This window comes from Funiculus sociatus GB2-C1 (assembly GCF_039962115.1).
In the GTDB taxonomy this organism is placed as follows: Bacteria; Cyanobacteriota; Cyanobacteriia; order Cyanobacteriales; family FACHB-T130; genus Funiculus; species Funiculus sociatus.
Window position 1 is genome coordinate 13,240 of the sequence record NZ_JAMPKJ010000064.1, and the last position, 19,768, is coordinate 33,007.

The following is a 19,768-nucleotide window of genomic DNA, read 5'->3' on the forward strand; positions in this document are numbered from 1 at the left end:
AGACCGAGAACGTACTGACTTGTTACCGACCTTCAACTGACTAACTCTGTTAAAATCTGCATAGCTTTCGGGGAATAGGCTATGTCACGCTCGCTCAAAGTTCACAGCGACTGCATTAAGCAAGCTAAATTAGCCCTCCAGCGCAATGGCTTTCACAGCCAAAGAGCCTTGGCTGAAGATTTAGGACTGGCTTTATCCACTGTCAGCAGGTTCCTCATCGGAAAAACTGTTGATTATGCGACTTTTGTGGAAATCTGTGGGATATTGGGGCTGGAATGGCAAGAAATCGCTGACTTAGGGAATGACGTTCCATCCCAACCCGTATCCGTGAAATCTGATCACGCCACCTATACCCGTAACCCAAAAGACTTTCCGCCGGGTGGGAACGTAGAAGCGATTGACTTGCGCCTAGCGCCTAGCGCGATCGCCCACTGTCGTCAAGATTGGGGAGAAGCCCCCGATGTTACTGCGTTTTATGGACGCACGTCCGAACTTGCTACGTTAGAGCAATGGGTTGTGAACGAGCATTGCCGCTTGATTAGCGTCATCGGCATGGGTGGGATTGGTAAAACCACCTTAGTGGTGAAGCTAGCAGAACAAATTCAAGATGAGTTTGAATACATAGTTTGGCGAAGTCTCCGCAATGCTCCTGTAGTCCAAGAACTTTTGGCAGATGTGATTCGTTTCCTCTCAAACCAGCAGGAAACCGACTTACCAGAAACAATGGACGGCAAAATCTCTCGATTGCTGGAGCACCTGCGAGCCTCACGCTGTTTGCTCATACTTGATAATGCAGAATCCATCCTAAGCAGTGATGGACGTGCTGGAGCTTATCGAGAGGGATATGAGGGATATGGGCAACTTTTTAGCTGTATAGGAGAAACCCGTCATCAAAGCTGTTTAGTATTGACGACGCGAGAAAAGCCAAGAGGAATTAGCCATCAAGAAGGTGAACATTTTCCCATCCGCTCCTTGCGGTTAAGTGGTTTAGCGCAAGAAAACGTTCAGGAAATCTTCAAGGAGAAGGGCTTTACAGTATCCGCAGACGAAGGACAAGCGTTAGGGGAGCAGTATGCAGGTAATCCACTGGCGCTGAAGATGGTAGCGACGACAATTCAAGAATTATTCGATGGCGATATTGCTCAATTTTTAGAACAAGGCACTGTCGTTTTTGGTGATATTTCTAACTTGCTGGACCAACAGTTTAGTCGATTGTCAGCATTAGAAAAGCAAACGATGTTTTGCGTCGCCATCAATCGAGAGTGGGTTTCGATTACAGAATTGCGTGATGATATCATTCCTACTGTTTCGCAGCGAGCGCTATTAGAAGCATTGGAATCGCTGCAATTGCGCTCTCTGATTGAAAAGGCTACACCTGCGCTAACACAGAGGCACTCAGTCAGCTTTACGCAACAGCCAGTGGTAATGGAGTATGTCACTGAACGATTGATTGAACAGGTGTGCCAGGAGATTAGTACGGTCGAGATTGTGTTCTTTGACCGCTACGCCCTAATGAAGGCTCAGGCAAAAGATTACCTGCGAGATGCTCAAATTCGTCTCATTCTCCAACCTGTTGCAGATAGATTGCTGGCTCTTTTTGGTAATAAGCAAAGCATCAAAAATTGTCTAATTCAGATTTTGTCGAAGTTGCGAATGTCCTCGAAAATTGCTGTAGCAATGCCTGGTTCGACAGAAGCATCACCTTCATCGCCAAAACCAGGATATGCCGGAGGAAATGTTCTCAATCTCTTTTGGCAGCTTCAGATAGACCCCAGCAGCGCGGATTTCTCCTGCCTAACTGTTTGGCAAGCCTACCTTCAGGGCGTGAATTTGCATCGCGTCAATTTTACTAATTCTGATTTAACTAAATCGGTTTTTACACAAACGTTGGGAGGTATTTTATCAGCCGCTTTCAGTTCAGATGGAAAGCTGTTGGCGACAGGAATTGATAACGAGATTTGGCTGTGGCAAGTTGCAGATAGCCGACAATTATTGTCCTTCAAGGGGCATATCAGTTGGGTGCATTCGGTAGCATTCAGCCCAGGCGGACAAATCCTAGCGAGTGGCAGTAACGACCAAACAGTGAGACTTTGGGATGTTAACACAGGGCAGTGCCTCAAGACACTGCGAGGTCACACAGGTTGTGTGCAATCAATTGCCTTCAATCCAGATGGACAAATTCTAGCAAGTGGCAGTAATGACTCCTCCGTGAGGCTTTGGGATGTCAAAACTGGGCAATGCCTTAACGTGTTGACAGGACATACTAATCATTTACTGTCCGTCGTCTTCACGCCAGATGGACAAACGTTGATTAGTAGCGGTGAAGACTCCTCCGTGAGGCTCTGGCAAGTCCACACAGGTGAATGTCTGCGAATCATAGAGGCTCACATCAACTGGGTACTCTCGGTTGCACTCAGCCCCGATGGACAGACGTTGGCAACCGGAAGCGATGGCAAAACGGTGAAGTTTTGGGATATCACCACTGGAGAATGCATCAGAACATTACCGGACTACAGCAGTTATGTGTGGGCAATCGACTATGCACACTGGGGAGGCGATGTCAATCATCCTGAGCGTAAAATTTTGGCAACGGGCAGTGAGGATAGGACAGTCAAGATTTGGGATGCTTTGACGGGAGAATGTCTGAAGACATTGCAGGGTCATCGCGATCGCGTTTGGTTGGTTCTCTTCAGTCCAGATGGCAGCACCTTGTTGAGTGCCAGTGAGAACCAGACGGTGAAGCTTTGGGATGTTCGCACGGGGCAGTGTTTGAAAACCCTAGAGGGTTACAGCAATTCGGTCTTATCTGTTGCCTTGAGTTCTGATGGGCAATTATTAGCCAGTAGCGGTCGAGACCAACAGGTAAGGTTGTGGGATGTAACGACGGGAGAATGCATCAAAACCATGCAGGGACATACTAACATCGTCTCATCCGTCACGTTTGCACCGAAACTTGATGAGAGTCAAATCTTGGCAAGTGGAAGCGATGATCGCACTATCAAGATTTGGGATTGCGATACGGGAGAATGTTTGAGGACTATTTGGGGACACAGCAGTTGGGTTCAATCCCTCAGCTTTAGTCCAGATGGACAGATACTAGCCAGTGGCAGTCGGGATTGTACGGTGAAGCTTTGGGATTGGCAAACGGGCGAATGTTTGCAAACGCTGGAGGGACATATTCATCGGGTCAAGTCTGTTTCGTTTAGTCCGGATGGAACAACTCTGGTGAGTGGCAGTGATGACCAGACGGTCAAGCTTTGGGAGGTGAATACGGGGATTTGTGTTCACACGTTTCAAGGTCATCGGGATTGGGTTCTATCGGTTGCCTTTAGTCCTTGCGGTAGTAGGATTGCCAGTGGTAGCGGTGAGACTATCAAGCTGTGGGATGTTCGCACGGGGGAATGTCTGCAAATGTTTGAAGGACACACTCACCGCGTTAGGTCGGTGGTCTTTCGTCCGGATGGTCAGACTTTAGCCAGTGCTAGCGATGACGAAACGGTTCAGCTTTGGGATGTCGGCACGGGGAAGAACAGAGGGACATTGCAGGGACATCTTAAAGGAGTATGGTCAGTTGTCTTTAGTCCAAATGGACAATTTTTAGTTAGTGGAAGTGGAGATGAGACAATCAAGTTCTGGAGTGTTGAAACGGGTGAGTGTTTGAGAACGCTGTTGGCTGATCGACCTTATGAGGGCATGAATATTAGAGATGCGATCGGTTTAACAGCAGCTCAGAAGGCAACTTTAAAAGCGCTGGGAGCTGTGGAGAGCGATTAGTTCGGTGCTCTACTCAAACCCCAACTAGAATTACTATATTGAGACATTAGTAACTCCTTACTCTATACAATCCGCTATTTTTTGTAACGAGGAGACAATGTAAAATATTCCGCAATTCCCAAAAAAGTTTTGTTGGAGATTGAGTGATAGTCTGCCGCAAGGTTCAAAGAGCAGGCTGTAACAGCTTTTGGAGCTGTCAATAGCATTGGGTACTCGCCTTCTATGCCACATAGCGCTAATCAAAGACAACGCGATCGCCCTCAGGTTTTCTGTAAACCGATCAGAGCGATCGCGTTGCTGCCTTTAGCTGTAGAGCAAGCTTAAGTGGGTAGCTTAAGCGGGAATTCCAACCGTCGGAAAGAGGTCAGCATTTGACCAGTTGGGCACTTTCTTCGCAATATCGTTCAACTGATCGAAATTGGGGAGTTCTACGTTATCTTGGTTGAAAAATAGCACGAACGACAATTTGCCTGACCGAAGAACAACCGTCGAAGTGCCATGCAGCCCACCAGTATGGTTAAGTAAACCCACCCCTTGGGCAGTCTCTTCTTTCTTAAAGAGTGGATTGTTGTCTAGATCGAACGCTGCCAGCACCTTAGCATAATCAGGCGCAGCCATGACCCAGCCACCATGCGAGTCCATGTTTTCAATGTTGAATCGCCCATATGCACCTGGAACCCAGGGACGCTCGGATGTCATCACACTTCGTCCCACAGAGGGAATCTTCCCATGATAGCGCACTTCACCTGAGGCTTGATTCGCCAGCAGCGATCGCCCAAGTCGCGGACGGGTAACGCCTAGCGGTGTAAAAATGCTATTTTTCACTGCCTCGGTGTAGTTAAAACCGGGACGTTTCTTTTCAACGATCTGCCCCAAAAGGCTATACCCATAATTCGAGTATTGGTTGCCTAGGGGGTCTGTACCTGGGTCAAATTGCATCGGCTGGCCGGTCATGTAAGAAGCAATCTGGTATTTCGTTACCGGAACAGACTTGCCAAAAGCCTCGGCGGTTTCGACATCATGGAACATCGGGTCAAATCCAAGCTGGGGAATCTCTTTAGCCCTGACATTCCAACCACCTAAGTGCTTAATCAGGTGTTCAACCTTAACGTTGTTAAGCCTGGGATCGGCTGGCGTTCCACCACCCGGTGACTGTAAGTTGAGAATCCGCTGGATATGGTCATTTAGGCTCAGCTTCTCCTGTTCTACAAGCTGATGAATTGCAATCTTCGTGAGTGGCTTACTGCAACTGGCAATTCGGAAAAGACTTGTCGGTTGAGTAATCGGATATCCTGGCTCTGCCCACGTATACGCACGAGCGAATACTAGCTTGCTATCCTTAACGATGGCTAACGAGCCAGCACGGACGTTGTGCTTTTGCATCAGGCTTTTCACATAATCGTCAAACCCCGAGAGTGACGGTACTTCTTTACCTGTGACAGTCCATTTGCGTGAGATGGGCGTCTCGTTTTTTGCGAAGATTGCCGCAAAGCGGACACCGCTGCCCTCCCCGCTTGCTTGTACGCAGATTGGATAAAATCCACTGCTCGTCAGTTCATCGAATTTACTTTGGTAACCACTGCTAGTCAGGTTGTGATGAGCCACCCAATCGCCGATTAAGTTGTCGTGCCAAATTGCCAAGTACTTCTCGCTAGCTGAGAGGGTTACAAAATCGGGGCGCACCCACCCTGCTGTGTAAGCATTGAATTTATTTTGGTAGTCGGCAGCACTGTCGCCAAGGCTATAATTCCAGGCAATGTCGCTCGTATTCTTCTCCCAGATGCCTGCATAAACTGGGTTATTAGCCGTGCCGTAAACAGTGGCACAACTAAGGATGAAGCCATTGTCCCGTGCCCAGTTACACTGCTTTATAAACTCATCCTGAGAAATGCCATGCTTGGCAGTGAAAGGCGTTGAATCTTTCTCAAAGACACCAGCGAAAACTGCGTCTGAGCCATTACCAGTAGCTGTGACCATCGTGGGGCGATAACCCTTCTCGGTCCAGCTGTTGAAAAACTGCTGGTACTCGCTGGCGCTCTTGCCGTGAAATGCCGCCCAGGCCGATCCACCTTTCTCAACCCACACCGCAGCATAACGCGGACTATCCGAATCGTTATAAAGGCTCAGCGAAATCATTCGGTAGCCTTGTTGGCTCAAGGAATTGAACTGCACTTGGTGCTCTGCGCCTGTCTTGCCGTGGTAGGCTATGAACTTTGGCATTGTTGTCTTTCTCCTTTGTTTTAAGTTTCTATATTCGAGAATGAAGAGACTGCAAGCCCAGAGCTATAACCTCTTAAGACTTGACGAAGGAAGGTCATAGCAATCGCTGCTTACCAGCTAGCGCATTGCACTTCTAGACTCTACAAATTCATCAAAACTTGCACCTGACCGAGATCGAGACTGAGAATATACTTATTTGTTACGGACTTTCGAGTGACTTACCTTGCTAAAATCTGCATAGCTTTCGGGGAATAGGCTATGTAACGCTCGCTCAAAGTTCACCGCGACTGGATTGAGCAAGATAAATTAGCCCTCCAGCGCAATGGATTCCGCAGCCAAAGCACCCTAGCTGAAGAGTTAGGACTCGATTTAGCCACTGTCAGCAGGTTCCTCATCGGAAAAACTGTTGATTATGCAACTTTTGTGGAAATCTGAAGGCTTCTGTTTTTGTTTTAAACAGTATTGCCACGGGGAGAAATGCATGGTGCAAACCGCACAATACGATCTCTTTATCTCATATGCCGATGCTGACAGTGCCAAATGCCAGCATGAATATTAGGGGTGCGATTGGTTTAACGGCAGCTCAGAAGGCAACTTTAAAAGCGCTGGGACTTGTAGAGAGCGATTAGTTCGGTGCTATGCTTCAGGCAGAGTCACTCATTAGACATCCCTAGAAATTAAGATTCAGCTACCGTGGTACAAAGATTTTAGGTTAATTATCGGAGATGTCTATTGGAAATTTCAGAAAATTAATCTGAAAGCTTTCTAGCAGTTGAAGTGAAGTTTAATTCCTAGGATGTCTATTCAGACAAACCCTCCTTTACCGATACTTTTTTATGAGTATAGAGAACTCTGAATCTAAGAAGCCTGACGACCCTCGGTCTCCTGGCGTGACGGATAGAGATGCGATCGCACCTCAACAGCCGGAGCAGGAGGGTGAGGTTGTTAGAAGACCAATAGCACCAGATGTAACAGACACTCCAGCCAAGCCTGATGACCCCCGTTCTCCAGGTGTGACAGATCGAGATGCGATCGCACCTAAAAAACCAGATCAGGAGGTTGAGGTCGTTAGAAGACCAATTGTACCAGATGTAACAGATAGTCCAACGAAGTCTGATGACCCCCGGTCTCCCGGCGTGACAGATCGCGGAGATATTTCTACAGAGGAAATTACGGCTAGTACCACTAAGGAAACTGAGACTGTTAGAAGGCTAATTGTGCCTGAAGAAGTTGAGTCTGAGGACTAATCTTCTTCTAGCAAATAGAAAGAATAAGTTTATGTGCGGTACTCTCGCCAATATTGCAGGGCAACCAAAACTTGGTTTTCAACCGTCAATTTTGGGCAGCGGGATTGGTTTTTGACTCCGATCTGCTTAGGAAAATCAGGAATTAAGGCTTCTGTTTTTGTTTTGAACAGTATTGCTACTGGGAGAGTGCATAGTGCAAACGGCACAATACGACCTCTTTATTTCCTATGCCGATGCTGACAGTGGCTGGGTAGAAGGCTACTTACTCGACAGCTTGAAGCAGGCTGGTGTGCGCTACCACTCAGAAGCAGCATTTGCTCTAGGTACGGTTCGGCTTCTAGAATTTGAGCGTGCCATTGAGCAAAGCGATCGCACGTTGCTGGTGCTTTCCCCAGCCTATCTGGCAGACGGCTTTAACCAATTCATTGACCTCTTGGCTCAGTGCTATGGCTTTGACTTAGCAACGTGGCCAGTTATCCCTCTCGTCTTACAGTCGGTCAAACTGCCACCTCGCTTAAATGCTCTCGTTAAACTCAATGCCACTAATCCAACTGAGTGGGAAGAGGCTACCCGCCGCCTCTGCACTGACTTAAAGCAGCCCGTACCTGCTCTCTCTCCTAAGTCGCTCTGTCCATACCCAGGAATGGTACCTTTCAGTGAAGACAATTGCGATCGCTTCTTCGGGCGTGACGCGGAAGTAAAGAAACTCATAGAGCGCCTACGCCTGCACCCCTTCATCTCTGTGATTGGTCCTTCAGGAAATGGAAAATCCTCTCTAGTGTTTGCGGGACTCATTCCTGCCCTGCGCCGAAGCGGACTCTTCGGTTCTGGCGAGTGGCTAGTTCGCTCTATCCGCCCTGGCGAGACACCTCTAAGTGAGCTAGAAACTGCATTAGGGAATGACCTTGCTAATCCTACGCGGGCAGTAACACAGGCTCTAGCTAGCCAGCCGAATGCTCAACGATTGCTATTAGTCATAGACCAGTTTGAGGAGGTGTTTACACTTGCCGGAAAGGAGGCAGCACCCTTCCAGAAAGCATTGCTGCACCTAATTGATACTCCCAACTGCTACTTAATTTTGACTGTCCGAGCTGACTTTTATTCCGAGCTGATGGAGTCACCGCTCTGGCGAAACATTCAATCTTACCGAATGGAGATAGTGCCTCTAGATGCGGTAGGATTGCGTGAGGCAATCATCAGACCCGCTGAGAGTGTCGGTGTGTTCATAGAAGCAGCGCTAATAGAACGCTTAGTGGCAGATGCAGCTGGGGAGCCAGGAGCTTTACCCCTGATTCAAGAGACGCTGGTGTTGTTATGGGAGAAAGTGGAGCGGCGATTCTTGCCCCTGAGAGCTTATGAAGCTCTAGTACTCACCAGCCAAGCCTACAGCAACTTTGATGGTAGCAACCGCACAGGATTGCAAGCCGCGATCGCCAATCGTGCTGATTTTGCTCTAGTTGCTCTAAGTGAGGAAGAGCGGCAGGTCGCTCGCCGGATCTTCCTCCGGCTGATTCAGTTTGGCGAGGGACGTGCCGATACCCGCCGCCAGCAATCGGTTGAGCAGTTACGGGTGTCCAGTGATAATGCATCCCAGTTTGACCAGACGCTACTCTATTTAGCAGATCGTCGCCTATTAACCCTTAGCGGTGGGGAGAAGGACTCTAGCAGAAAAGTAGATATTGCTCACGAAGCCCTGATTAGTGGCTGGCCTGCTCTACGGTGGTGGCTCACTGAACGTCGGGAAGCGGAACAGATTCGTAGGCGACTGATGCGTCAAGTAGAGGAGTGGGTACGCTTAGGTAAAGGTAGTGGGGGTCTGCTGGATGAGGTTGAACTGGCTGAAGCAGAGCGTTGGCTGGAGAGTCCTGATGCTGCCGAACTGGGCTATGATGAAACACTGCTTACACTGGTAGAAGCCAGCAAGAGGGCTATTCAGGAAGCAAAAGAGCGAGAAGAAGCAGCTAGACAACGAGAGTTAGACCTGATCCGAGAAAGACTAGAGCAGGAAGAGAAAGCATCAGAGCAGGAAAGAAGAGCGCGTAAAGCAGCTCAGACGCGCACGAAAGTTGCAATTACCGCTGCGGGGCTAGTGAGCATAGCAACAGTCGCCGCTTTGTGGCAGTGGAACCAAGCCGTGCAGAGCGAAATCGAGACTTTAACGGCATTGTCCAAATCTCAGCTTTCTCAAAATAACCAGCTTGAAGGACTGATGGAGAGTGTCAGGGCAGGAAAAAAACTCAAGCAGCCAATTTTTTGGCTGCCAAACCGAGTTCGCCTAGAGACTGTGGCAACTCTTGCAAAGGCAGTTTACGAAGTACAAGAACGCGATCGCCTAGAAGGGCATAGCCGTGAAGTCCGGAGCGTGAGTTTCAGCCCGGACGGTAGTATGATTGCCACAGCTAGTAAGGACGCCACCATCAGACTCTGGAGCCTCGATGAGAGAGAACTCCCACCCCCACTAAAGCTTGATGATATTAGTGTTACCAGTGTGAGTTTCAGCCCGGACAGCCAAATGATTGCTTCAGGCAATGAAGACGGCATGGTGACACTCTGGAACCCTGATGGCAAGAAACTCCGCTCCTTCCGGGCTCACAATCAAAATGTACAAATAAATAGCGTGAGTTTCAGTCCCGACGGTCAAAAAATTGCGTCGGCTGCTGCTGAGCGCACCATCAAACTCTGGAACCGCGATGGTAAGCCGCTCGGAACCTTAAAGGGACACACAGGTGAAGTTACTAGGGTGAGTTTTAGCCCAAACGACGAGATGATTGCTTCTGCCAGTGCGGACAACACCGTTAAGCTTTGGAGCAAGGAGGGCAAGCTGCTACAAACCTTTAGTCACACCGCTTTTGTGAAAAGCGTAAGTTTCAGCCCTGATGGCCAATTCCTTGCCTCTGCCAGTGAGGACGGCACTGTCCGGTTCTGGAACCCCAACGATAAACAACCTATACCACCCCTATATGATCGTCATAATGGTTCAGTGAACGATGTAAGTTTCAACCCCAAAGGTCAAATCTTTGCCTTTGCCTCCGCTAGTGAGGACAACACTGTCAAACTCTGGAGAAAGGACGGCATTCTGCTAGAAACACTGAAGGGTCACACCGCTCCAGTGAAAAGCGTAAGCTTCAGCCCCGACGGCAAAACCCTTGTCTCAGTCGGGGACGATAACACTGTTAGAATCTGGGATCTCAACGACGAAACCCTTGTCTCAGTCGGGGACGATAACACTGTTAGAATCTGGAACCCCAACAACAACTCTTCTTCCAAAGTCCTAACGGGTCATTCCGATCCAGTTAGTAGCTTGAGTTTCAGTCCTAAAGGTCAAATTCTTGCTTCGGTCAGCAGCGACGTAGTGAAACTCTGGAGCCTCCCTGGTGGTGAGGAACGTACCCTAAAACCTTCCTTAAAAGGCTATGTTGTAGCTTTCAGTCCAGACGGAAAAACGATTGCGATTGCTTCAAGCAGTGACAATCCTGAGAACAACACTATTAAACTCCAGAACCTCAACGGTCAAAAACGTAAAACCTTGGGAGATCTTAAGGATATGGTTACCAGTTTAAGTTTTAGTCCAGATGGGAAGATGATTGCCTCCGTTAGCGAGGGCGAGGACAAGAGCGTTATTAAACTTTGGAATCTCAACGGCGAAAAGGTCGAAAGTTGGGATCAAAGCGAGGCAGTTAGTAGCATAAGTTTCAGTCCAAACAGCCCAATGCTTGCTTTAGGCGGTCAGGACGGTACTTTAAAACTCTGGAACTTCAAGAATAATGAACTAAAGGACTTGGGGCAACACCAACAGAGAGTCACCAGCGTGAGTTTCAGTCCTGATGGGCAAATGATTGCCTCTGCCAGCGAGGACAACACTGTTAAGCTCTGGAACCTTGATGGCAAAGAGCTTCAAACTCTCAGAGGTCACAACAGCCGAGTCACCAGCGTGAGTTTTAGTTCAGATGGTCAAATGATTGCCTCCGCCAGCGAGGACAAGACTATTAAGCTCTGGAGTCGCGATGGCAAAGAACTCGCAACCTTAAAAGGGCGTGACGCTCCTATCCGGAGGGTCAGTTTTAGTCAGGATAGCAAAATGATTACAGCAGGCAGTGATAACACAGTAATTCTCTGGAGCTTGGACTTAGACCATTTGCTAGATCGTGGTTGCAAGTGGCTGGGGCGGAGTAATTACCTGAAGACTAAAAAGGAGTATCAAGAAGTCTGTAGATAATGCTTAAAATATTGATAGATTGTACCCAATATTCACCCCGATTGAGAGGTCGTTTAAGTTATCGATCTCCTTACCTCTGAGTCGATTATACGAGTCTCCAAATAGGTAAGATAGTGAACCACTGATAAATGTATTCCGATTAAGATAGTAAACTGCCAGAGCACTTACCTGCTGTCGCGTATTAAGGAGATCTTGACGCGTGAAGTCATCAAATACAACCTGATAGTCCAGCCTCCCTTGCAGCCGAGGAGTGATGTCATAGCGCAAGCCCAGCGTTAAGGTGTTCCTCACCAGACTTCTGTCGATCGGGGAGGCGAAACTCGCTCGAAGTTCATAGCCTGAGTCTAAACCTAGCTTGGATGAGAGCCGATCCCGTCGCCCTACTGCAAGCCGCACTGAATTGTCTACTAAGTCATTGGACGAACCATTCTCGTAGAGACGCTCCTGTACCCATCCCAGTTCAGCGGCAGTGTTGTTTCCCAATTGTTGTTGAACTCCAAAACTAAAGTTCAATGCGTTGTAGCCATATTCCGATGTAAATAGCACTGAGCTACCTCCAGCCCCGGCTACTAGGCGTGTCTCCGATCCCAGGTCAAGTGTTCCTCGAAGAAGAGCGCTGTTAACGAACACTGTATCTCGGTTAGGTGCTGAAGAATTGATACTAGAATTGGTTTGCGCTGAAGAGCGCAACAGCAGCTCTAAATTTGGCTGACGGCGAGAGGATTCCTGCTGCGGAGGGCGAATAATATCAGGCTTCCTAAGCTCGCCGTCAGACTCATCGGGAGTGGAAGGCTCGTCAGGAGGCGGAGGTGGAACTTCTGGGAAACTTTCGGGTTTTTCTTCGAGTACAGGGTTCTGGGCTTGAAGGCGTTCAAGAGGTAACAGATCGGCAGCAGTTCTAGAAACGGGAGTTAGGTCGGTAAGCTTAAGCACGGGCATTTTTACCTCTCCACGCTCGACCTGTGTTTCAAGGAGTCTAGTCACTTCAACAGTAGGCACTGTTGTCACTTCAGAATAGACTCCGACTTCTGGCGTCTCAATCCCTTTAGCGCTGGCTGAGGGGTTCTGATTCTGGAGGGGTTCTGGGCTGAGACTGGCGATCGCTCGGTAGTTAAAGACCCAAGCAACAAAAGTGGATGAACAGAAAAACACTACAGCCACGATCCGCATAGGCTAGCTCCAATATCAGAGTACTTTGGTTGCAACTAACTCTGGCGAGAAGCCTGAGACTCTCTTTCTCTAAGTTGCGTTCTTCTCGCCAGGATTTTATCGATCATTGAGGGACTACTAATGGACGACCTCCTCCTGGGATCGGAAATTCTAGATCGCGAGGAGTCAGGAGTTCATTATCAAGTGACCTCTCCTCCTCTTGCTCCCTTAATGCCTCCAAAGTTTTCTCCCGAACCCCACGGATTACTTCCCGGATATCATCAGGTTGTCGGTTCATGAAATCTTCATGCTCCGCTCCAGGCCCTAAACCCAAAGCCAGCCGATTGTTCCGATAGAAGTCTCGCAGGCTGAATTCCCCGAGCAGCCTCACTTCTCCATCAATAGACACAGATGCAAGCTCACCAGCTCTCAGTTCAACAGTCTCTCCAGTCTCTCCGCTTCTTAGACCGGTGACTGTGACAGGTCCTTCTGGACTATTGGTCAGAACCCCAACCGTTGTCCCTTGATCGTCTTGTATAACGAATAGTGCTGTACCAGGAGCCTGTATCCGTGCCGTTCGAGTTATGGTACGACAACGTGAGGAGACAGGAGAACGGCTGCTGCGGATGTATATGATTGTACCTTTAGCTAGCTGAAGTTGGCATGTCACTGTCGGCGCAAACCGAGAAGTAGTATTACTTCCCTGCCGGTACCCAGTCCCTCGAGGACTTAAATATAACTCGGCCCTGCTGCTACCTCCGGTTCGGAGCCACTCGCCTGGCAATAGGTATTGACCAGTGGATTGGATTCTACCTGACCAACCTCCTATCCTGCTGGGGCTGTGGAATCGAACATCTGCGCTAACATTATGTAGGTCTACTCTCTGTTGAGCTGATGTAGGAGCTATCCAGGAGAGTGCTAGGAGACTACTAGTAGCTATCAGCTCCCAGCTTAAAAACCAAGTCTGTTTTTTCATTGAAACATTGTCTGTGTCAAGTTGTTTCTGATGACCTTGATTGACCGACAAATATTACTTTATTTCCTCATGTATGAAGAAATATTTATGATCTAACAGTACCCCTATGGGTACTTTCATGACAAGCTAAGAGCGTGTTTGAAAAGTTGACAGGTGGAGATGGGGACAGTCAAGTCTCGCTCCGTGTAAAAGAGAACATTTCAGATGCTACTTTATCGCCGAGGCAATGGTCCTTGCAAAGCTTGCACTAAACGATCGAATTCGCGCTGGGCGCGACGGGGATGGACTAAATCTAGTGTAGTCACCATACTAAGTCGCGTAGGTAAGCGATTTGGGTCAATTGGCGTGAATTTGATGGGTAGCAGGCGGTAGCTGCCTTCCTGAATACCCATTGTTTGCACTAGAACATTCTCGAATTCTGTTACGTTATCTGCCAGGTAGGCTTCTGACAGTACGACTATAGTCCGTTTGGACTGAGCGATCCCATCCTCAATGTTGATTAAGCGGGCTACGCCTGGTGTTTCAACATCACCGGAAACTGCAATACGTAAACCAGCCTGTTCCAGTCGTGGCAGTAGCGTATCCCACACCCAGGTAGCATCAGGCTCTTCGTCTACGTAACTGATATAGACATCATAACGAAAGTCCTTCTCAACTATATCAGGGGGTTTCGGAGGTGGGGACAAGTTTGATGGACTGGGCTGACTATTCCTACTTTTGAGGACTGGTGTTAGAGACTCCGGAATTCCTTCTAAGTCAATTGCACTACAGCCAAACTCATAAGCATCTGCATAAGATCTTCCGGCTCCCAGCGCATCATAAAATCCCACCGCAAATTCGATCGCTGCCCGATCTCCAATTGCCTTGTTCATGCCCACCACACAATTAATATGCTGATGAATTGCCTCAGCTTGAGCCTCTGAATAGCAGGCATTGAGTACAACACACTCAATCTTGTCCTCAAACAACTTAAATAGTCTTGCCAGTGACTCCGTACTGACTAGCTGCATTTGCCCCGAACTATTTTCCAGAGCTAAGCCATGCTCTCCCGCCCCATGCCCAGAAAAATGGACAATCTGCGGTTCATTATCTAATAAAGCGCGACGCAGGTCATCAACACGTAATGCCCATCGAGTCACAAGTTCAAACCGATCTCTTTTTTGGGCGCGTTCTAAGCCTGCCTGAATTTCTCGGACTTCTTCATCCAAGCGCAGCTTGTCTGTATTCTTTGGATTGGCTGTGAGAATTAGAATTTTTTTCACGGCAACCTCAACTCTAGATGGGGATTGAGCGCTAGATGCACATAACTACCGCTTGGCTATGGTTAATTACCGATAATCAGATAATATTTTTTGCTCTAGATTTTGCGGACTAATCTTGATGTTCTCAGCCCAGTTCGCCTTCTCCATTGTCAATTCTCCTATTGTAGTAGCGATAGCCAGGTGTTTTGTTACAGGGTCTGTTCAAGCCCTGATTTCTATAAATTACCGTTGGCAAAATGCCCTTGTGTTCTTGCAGAATTACAGATCACTCATCCTCCATGTAAAGGACTATTTCTCGTTTAGCATGAATATTTTTTATGTGCTTCTTCACCGTATTGATGGAAATGCTCAGTTCAGTTGCAATTTCCTTAAGGGCGTATTGACGCCGACGAAGTAACCAAACTTCAGCTTCGCGGGGAGTCAGACCATATTTATCAACTTCTGCGATCGCCAAATTCTGAACAGATTGATATCGGTCTTCTAGTATGACTAACAGGCAAGGATACTTAATTGCACTTAACTTGAGCCATACCCCGCCTTTGCTTGCTCCTATTCGGGACAAATCAGTGGCTGTCAGTTAGAGCAATAAGCGAAAACCAGGATTATCGCTATCATCACAGATTCCCCTAGAAAAATCCTGCCTAAATTCCAGAAGTTTGATGCTCTTCTGCTAATATTTTAGGTCAATAAGGATATTGTAAGTTGAAAACAAGGATATCCTAAGGAACTTTTGAGTCGGCTTTTTTAGGTTTTTTAGCCAGCTAATTGATAGCTGTTGGCAATAAGGCAGTAAATCACGAAAGAATCAGGGTTTCAGCTAACCTTTTCTTACCCTTGTTCAGGTCTTGTACTATCCTTAATTAATTCCTGATCTGACCACCCTGTTTTTGAGGTCTTGTATGACTCATCAGCAATTGGATATTAAATTTAGATTTCAGCCAATGGCTAAAAGTTCGGATGGCATTTTATTGGAGTATCTGAAAATTCATCTTTCCTCAGCCTTCATTACTCAAGAATTAGTTTTGAAAGCTCTGCGAGCTTACTAGCTGGTGGATGCCTGTCAGCACTCAGGAGCCAAAAAAGCTGAACTGAAACGATTGGCACAGAATACAATCTTTGCCTTGGAGGAACACGCTAACTACTTAAGAACTGTGTACGGGCTTGCCCGTCCTGTTGCTTATCCACCAATGGTGCAAATGCATTCCGACCAACCGAACGGGGAGTTTTCTCGACCAGAAACGGATGAGGAAGAAGAGGAAAGCGCTCTAGTTGCTCTTTCAAAAAAAGTTCAGGTGCTCGATGATGGGGGGCTATAACTAAGGTTTCGGCTCTGGCGCGGTGCTACCTGCTTGGTAATAAGAGACATCCACAATTACTCCATTCACCTTAATTGGCTCCACAACATCCAGATTTGACCCAACCCATTGACGAGCAATCGTCACCTTCACAGAATTACCCGACTTCAAGAACTCACGCATCCGTTCAATCTGTGCTAACAAGTGCAAGTTCTTTTCCCGCTCACGGGTCGTAGAGACTTCCGATGCAGCCGGGGACTTGTCCGCCAGGGATATTTCTTCCCTCTTGCACCCTGCACCCTGCACTTCGGCTTCCTCTTCAGAAGCCGAAGCCGACACTAAAACCTCAGGAGGTGCAGGAGGCACCAACTCAGGAGACTCATTAGACTGAACTGAATTAGACTGCAACAACTGCATCGCTTCAGCCGCTTCCTCAAGCGTCACGTCCGCATCAGGAAGCAACTCAGGAGGAACATAGACACCCGACACACCTAGAGCCTTATCTCGCTCCCACTGGTCAGCAAAATTGACAACAGTACGCTTGAAGCTTTCCCATAGCTCATAAGCCTCACCCTTATCCCTTAATGCCCTGTGGGCAGCAGCAATCGACTGCTCACCCGACATTTGGTCAGTCTTGAGGCGACAGCTTAAAAAACGTAGGAATTGCGGGTAAACCTGACCCGGACCAATTTCCCATTCCTGCTTCTCACACATCCCCAGAGGTTCACCCCGGCGATACTCATTGAGGTATTCACACAATCCCCCAGCATTGATGTCCTTGATGATGTTATTAGCCCACCCCACAGGCGAGCGCACTGAAGCCTTCTGCTTACCCAACTCCAGTAGCGCTTGATAGAAACCATCTAACTCTAGCTGAGAGTTAAATCCCCTCGAGTAGTAATCTGGTTTATCGTGTTTCACCGTATGAGGGTTTTCCACAAATTTTACAGGAGCCGCAGCGGAAGATTTGTCCTCACCAGCCCCTGTACGCTCTTGTGAGCCGTATTCTTTTTTAACCTCTTTCTTGCCAAGATGTGGAGTTAACTCCTCTTGTTCGACCCGTTGGTAGTCACTGGGGATTAAATCCCAAGGAGCAATATCAGAATACAAATTCCCTCCGATTACCTCATAATTTGAACTCAATTCTTGCTTACTCTCCTCTTGACAGAGAGATATGGATCTGTTTGATATGGATAGATTTTTATGTTTGAAAAGTACACTACTGGCAAATGCATTGTTCGTTTTGACAGATGCATTTGCCAGTTGTGTAAAATCGTCAACCACGCGGGTTTTAGGCGATGAAGGGGGGGATGAGTCATTTTCACCTGAATCATGACTCGATACTGTTTCCAAAAATGATTCATTATCTAATGGCTCATCTTTGGGCAATATGTCTTCTAGCGCTTCTTGAAGAAATGAATTATTTTTAATCGGCGTAGCAGATGGGGAATTATCACGAATTGGGTCAGGTGTGGTCAGCTTCTCTAGATGAATTCGATATTGATAAGTACGGTCGAGGCAATTTCCTGGGTTGTGGCGGCGCTCTAAGATGCCTACTTGTTCGAGAAGGGAGAGGGCATATCTGATTACCCGGGTTGAGTAAGCTCGCAGGTCGGCTTCAATCTCATGCAGCGGCTTATATATCCAAGGTGTTCTTTGTGTCTTTTGCTTCCACTCATCCCATTTAGTGAAATACTGCACTAGTTCGGTGGCACAGGCTACAGCTCGCCGGGAAGCGTTTAATAGCACAGAGAGGAGGTCGTACACGTCATGCTGACGTGTCATAAATTTCATTTTTGAGGAGTATTCTCTAGTGACTCCATCTCTGGCAAAGGTAGTGGCTCGATTCTTCATTGTCCTTGCATCCCTCTTTTTCTTTTGGTGGACTGAGGGAAATTAGGATGAAACTCGCCCTACATCAGGGTTTGGTATCAGTTTGAAGGGCCGCAAATGATCTGAAATTAAGGGGTAGAGGTTACTTCGGTTTGCGGTTTGCCTCAAAGACTTGATACCATACAGACATAGGAATGAGCAAAAAGGCGTGTCACCCTTCTCATCCAAATTTCCGTTATTCCGAACTGCTGCTCCCGCATCGCGGCAACAGGGTTCAAAACTTTTAAGTTATTTAGCTACTTTAGCTTGATTATGGGCAAGGTTTGCCCTGACAAAGCTTAATACATCTTCCTCCTCGATCACGAGTGCCGTCCCTTTTCTGGAGAGGGCTAAAACTGGCATCTCTGCCATTTGGTTGTACAGATGTTCTCGATGGCGCTCTAGCCGAGTCGGTTTCCACAGAACCATAAGCTTGATGACGGGATATTTCCGGATGCCGTCGGCAGTAATTCCAAATGTCCGTCTGTTTTTGCCGAACCAGGAATGATAGTCACTCAGTTCAACTAAGGGACATGGCAACCATTTTCTAATTCTTTTCTTCTTATGTTTTGTGTAAAGCGTCTCATTCTCCTCATTGAAAACTATTTTGCAATCCCCTTTCGACCGAATTGAGATGAGCAGATGAACTTTTTTGGGAAAGATGACCAATAGATCTATCGGTTCATGCTCAGGCACTTGTAGACAGGGAAATACCAATATTCCCATGTCTTGAAACTCCTCTAAAAGCACTCGCATCACTTTCATAATCCGTGCCAGTTTTTCCAGCCGAATTAAGGGTCTGTATGCCAGTGCAAAAATGAAAAATCCCAAGGGATTCCCGAAAACTCCCGTCCCAGCCGCCACGGCACTAGACACCGTACCTTGTAGAACTAGAGATTCTTGTTCTTTCTCTAGTTGGTGCAGTGCCTCCCAATTGTGCAGAGGCAGTGTGATGGGGTTTGTCTCGGTTGGTTGTGTTGGCTCTGACACGGTCGTATAAATCATTGTTCTACTGCCATCGTACTTCCCTAGGAGCGCTCGCTTATCTCATAATGCCCCGATGTTTCAATCACTGCTGCTACCTCACAAGCGTCATGGCGTATGATCTTCAGTGGAAGGGAAACGTCTACGGGTCAATGCCGTGCTGCTAGCACTTGGGTGGCTGCCAATTCCAGTTCGGGAAAAGTGGGAGAGAAGATGCGTTCTCCATCTCGAAATTGGACAGCATCGTAGAAGCCTTCTACTAGAGTGCATACTGTTAAGCTGTTGCGCTTTTAAATTACGTTAATAGAATTACCTTTGTTTTTGAGCTGACGCTCCCACTTAATAATTAACTCACCTTCATTTAAAAGTCGATGTAATAAATATTCAAGTTCTTCAATATAAGTAAAAAGACGATTAGCCACATATTCTTTTGCCGAATGCCACACTAATTCAATTAAGTTATAATCTGGACTGTACCCCGGGAGGAATTCTAAATGAATATTGGTCATTTTTTCTTCGATTTTTTTGAGAATGTCTAATTTTTTATGAAAACTAGCATTATCTAATATAATCACTACTTTTGCACCCCTAAGGGCAAAGTCTTGCCCTTGATTACCCTCCTCTATCCACTCATTTATGAGTTTCTTCATAAAAAATTTTGGCTCTTCAGTACTTAGTATGCTAAATACATAGCGGAACAATAAAAAGAGAGATAACTTTATTGTATGTAATAGGGAGTAAAGCCCGATGGTGATTGACACATAGGGCGCATT

12 protein-coding genes are annotated in these 19,768 nt (G+C 47.3%); 4 read left to right on the forward strand and 8 right to left on the reverse strand.

Annotation, left to right across the window (positions count from 1 at the left end):
* Nucleotides 1–81 precede the first annotated feature (81 nt).
* Complete coding sequence (locus NDI42_RS23020) at nucleotides 82–3,774, forward strand: WD40 domain-containing protein (protein ID WP_190450688.1); 3,693 nt, start codon at nucleotides 82–84, stop codon at nucleotides 3,772–3,774.
* A gap of 333 nt (nucleotides 3,775–4,107) precedes the next feature.
* Here NDI42_RS23020 and NDI42_RS23025 read toward each other — a convergent pair whose 3' ends face one another.
* Entirely contained in the window at nucleotides 4,108–5,994 is a 1,887-nt protein-coding gene (locus NDI42_RS23025) for a serine hydrolase (protein WP_190450690.1), read from the reverse strand.
* Between the two features lie 836 nt (nucleotides 5,995–6,830).
* Between NDI42_RS23025 and NDI42_RS23035 the strand changes: the two genes are divergently transcribed.
* Both NDI42_RS23035 and NDI42_RS23040 read left to right on the forward strand, forming a co-directional pair.
* Entirely contained in the window at nucleotides 6,831–7,241 is a 411-nt protein-coding gene (locus tag NDI42_RS23035) for a hypothetical protein (RefSeq protein ID WP_190450691.1), read from the forward strand.
* Between the two features lie 193 nt (nucleotides 7,242–7,434).
* Nucleotides 7,435–11,457 carry an nSTAND1 domain-containing NTPase gene (locus tag NDI42_RS23040; RefSeq protein WP_190450693.1) on the forward strand — a complete coding sequence of 1,341 codons (4,023 nt, stop codon included), beginning with the start codon at nucleotides 7,435–7,437 and terminating at the stop codon, nucleotides 11,455–11,457.
* 3 nt (nucleotides 11,458–11,460) lie between these two features.
* On the opposite strand, the gene NDI42_RS23045 is transcribed toward NDI42_RS23040, so the two are convergent.
* From NDI42_RS23045 to NDI42_RS23060, 4 genes are all read right to left on the reverse strand, one after another.
* Nucleotides 11,461–12,627: a porin family protein gene (locus tag NDI42_RS23045; RefSeq protein WP_190450695.1), complete on the reverse strand. Its 1,167-nt coding sequence runs from the start codon at nucleotides 12,625–12,627 to the stop codon at nucleotides 11,461–11,463.
* 103 nt (nucleotides 12,628–12,730) lie between these two features.
* Nucleotides 12,731–13,276, reverse strand: a complete 546-nt coding sequence (locus NDI42_RS23050; protein ID WP_190450697.1) for a hypothetical protein — start codon at nucleotides 13,274–13,276, stop codon at nucleotides 12,731–12,733.
* A 518-nt stretch (nucleotides 13,277–13,794) separates the two neighbouring features.
* Complete coding sequence (locus NDI42_RS23055) at nucleotides 13,795–14,844, reverse strand: CHAT domain-containing protein (protein WP_190450698.1); 1,050 nt, start codon at nucleotides 14,842–14,844, stop codon at nucleotides 13,795–13,797.
* 265 nt (nucleotides 14,845–15,109) lie between these two features.
* Nucleotides 15,110–15,406, reverse strand: coding sequence for a helix-turn-helix transcriptional regulator (locus NDI42_RS23060; RefSeq protein WP_242017443.1), 297 nt, complete (start codon nucleotides 15,404–15,406; stop codon nucleotides 15,110–15,112).
* Nucleotides 15,407–15,893: 487 nt separating this feature from the next.
* Here NDI42_RS23060 and NDI42_RS23065 point away from each other — a divergent pair, with 487 nt between their 5' ends.
* Entirely contained in the window at nucleotides 15,894–16,160 is a 267-nt protein-coding gene (locus tag NDI42_RS23065) for a hypothetical protein (protein ID WP_190450702.1), read from the forward strand.
* Here the strand turns inward: NDI42_RS23065 and NDI42_RS23070 are convergent, their stop codons facing one another.
* From NDI42_RS23070 to NDI42_RS23080, 3 genes are all read right to left on the reverse strand, one after another.
* Nucleotides 16,161–17,993 carry a hypothetical protein gene (locus tag NDI42_RS23070; RefSeq protein WP_190450704.1) on the reverse strand — a complete coding sequence of 611 codons (1,833 nt, stop codon included), beginning with the start codon at nucleotides 17,991–17,993 and terminating at the stop codon, nucleotides 16,161–16,163.
* Nucleotides 17,994–18,260: 267 nt separating this feature from the next.
* The gene (locus NDI42_RS23075; protein WP_190450706.1) at nucleotides 18,261–19,016 is read right to left on the reverse strand and encodes a hypothetical protein; all 756 of its coding nucleotides are present in this window, start codon (nucleotides 19,014–19,016) and stop codon (nucleotides 18,261–18,263) included.
* Nucleotides 19,017–19,285: 269 nt separating this feature from the next.
* The coding region (locus tag NDI42_RS23080; RefSeq protein ID WP_206755883.1) for a transposase at nucleotides 19,286–19,768 on the reverse strand (483 nt) is incomplete at its 5' end.

Excerpts from the sequence above, each read along its gene's own strand:
- NDI42_RS23035 (WP_190450691.1), top strand. The coding sequence starts at position 6,831 with ATGAGTATAGAGAACTCTGAATCTAAGAAGCCTGACGACCCTCGGTCT.
- NDI42_RS23020 (WP_190450688.1), top strand. The coding sequence starts at position 82 with ATGTCACGCTCGCTCAAAGTTCACAGCGACTGCATTAAGCAAGCTAAA.
- NDI42_RS23045 (WP_190450695.1), bottom strand. The coding sequence starts at position 12,627 with ATGCGGATCGTGGCTGTAGTGTTTTTCTGTTCATCCACTTTTGTTGCT.
- NDI42_RS23025 (WP_190450690.1), bottom strand. The coding sequence starts at position 5,994 with ATGCCAAAGTTCATAGCCTACCACGGCAAGACAGGCGCAGAGCACCAA.
- NDI42_RS23070 (WP_190450704.1), bottom strand. The coding sequence starts at position 17,993 with ATGAAGAATCGAGCCACTACCTTTGCCAGAGATGGAGTCACTAGAGAA.
- NDI42_RS23075 (WP_190450706.1), bottom strand. The coding sequence starts at position 19,016 with ATGATTTATACGACCGTGTCAGAGCCAACACAACCAACCGAGACAAAC.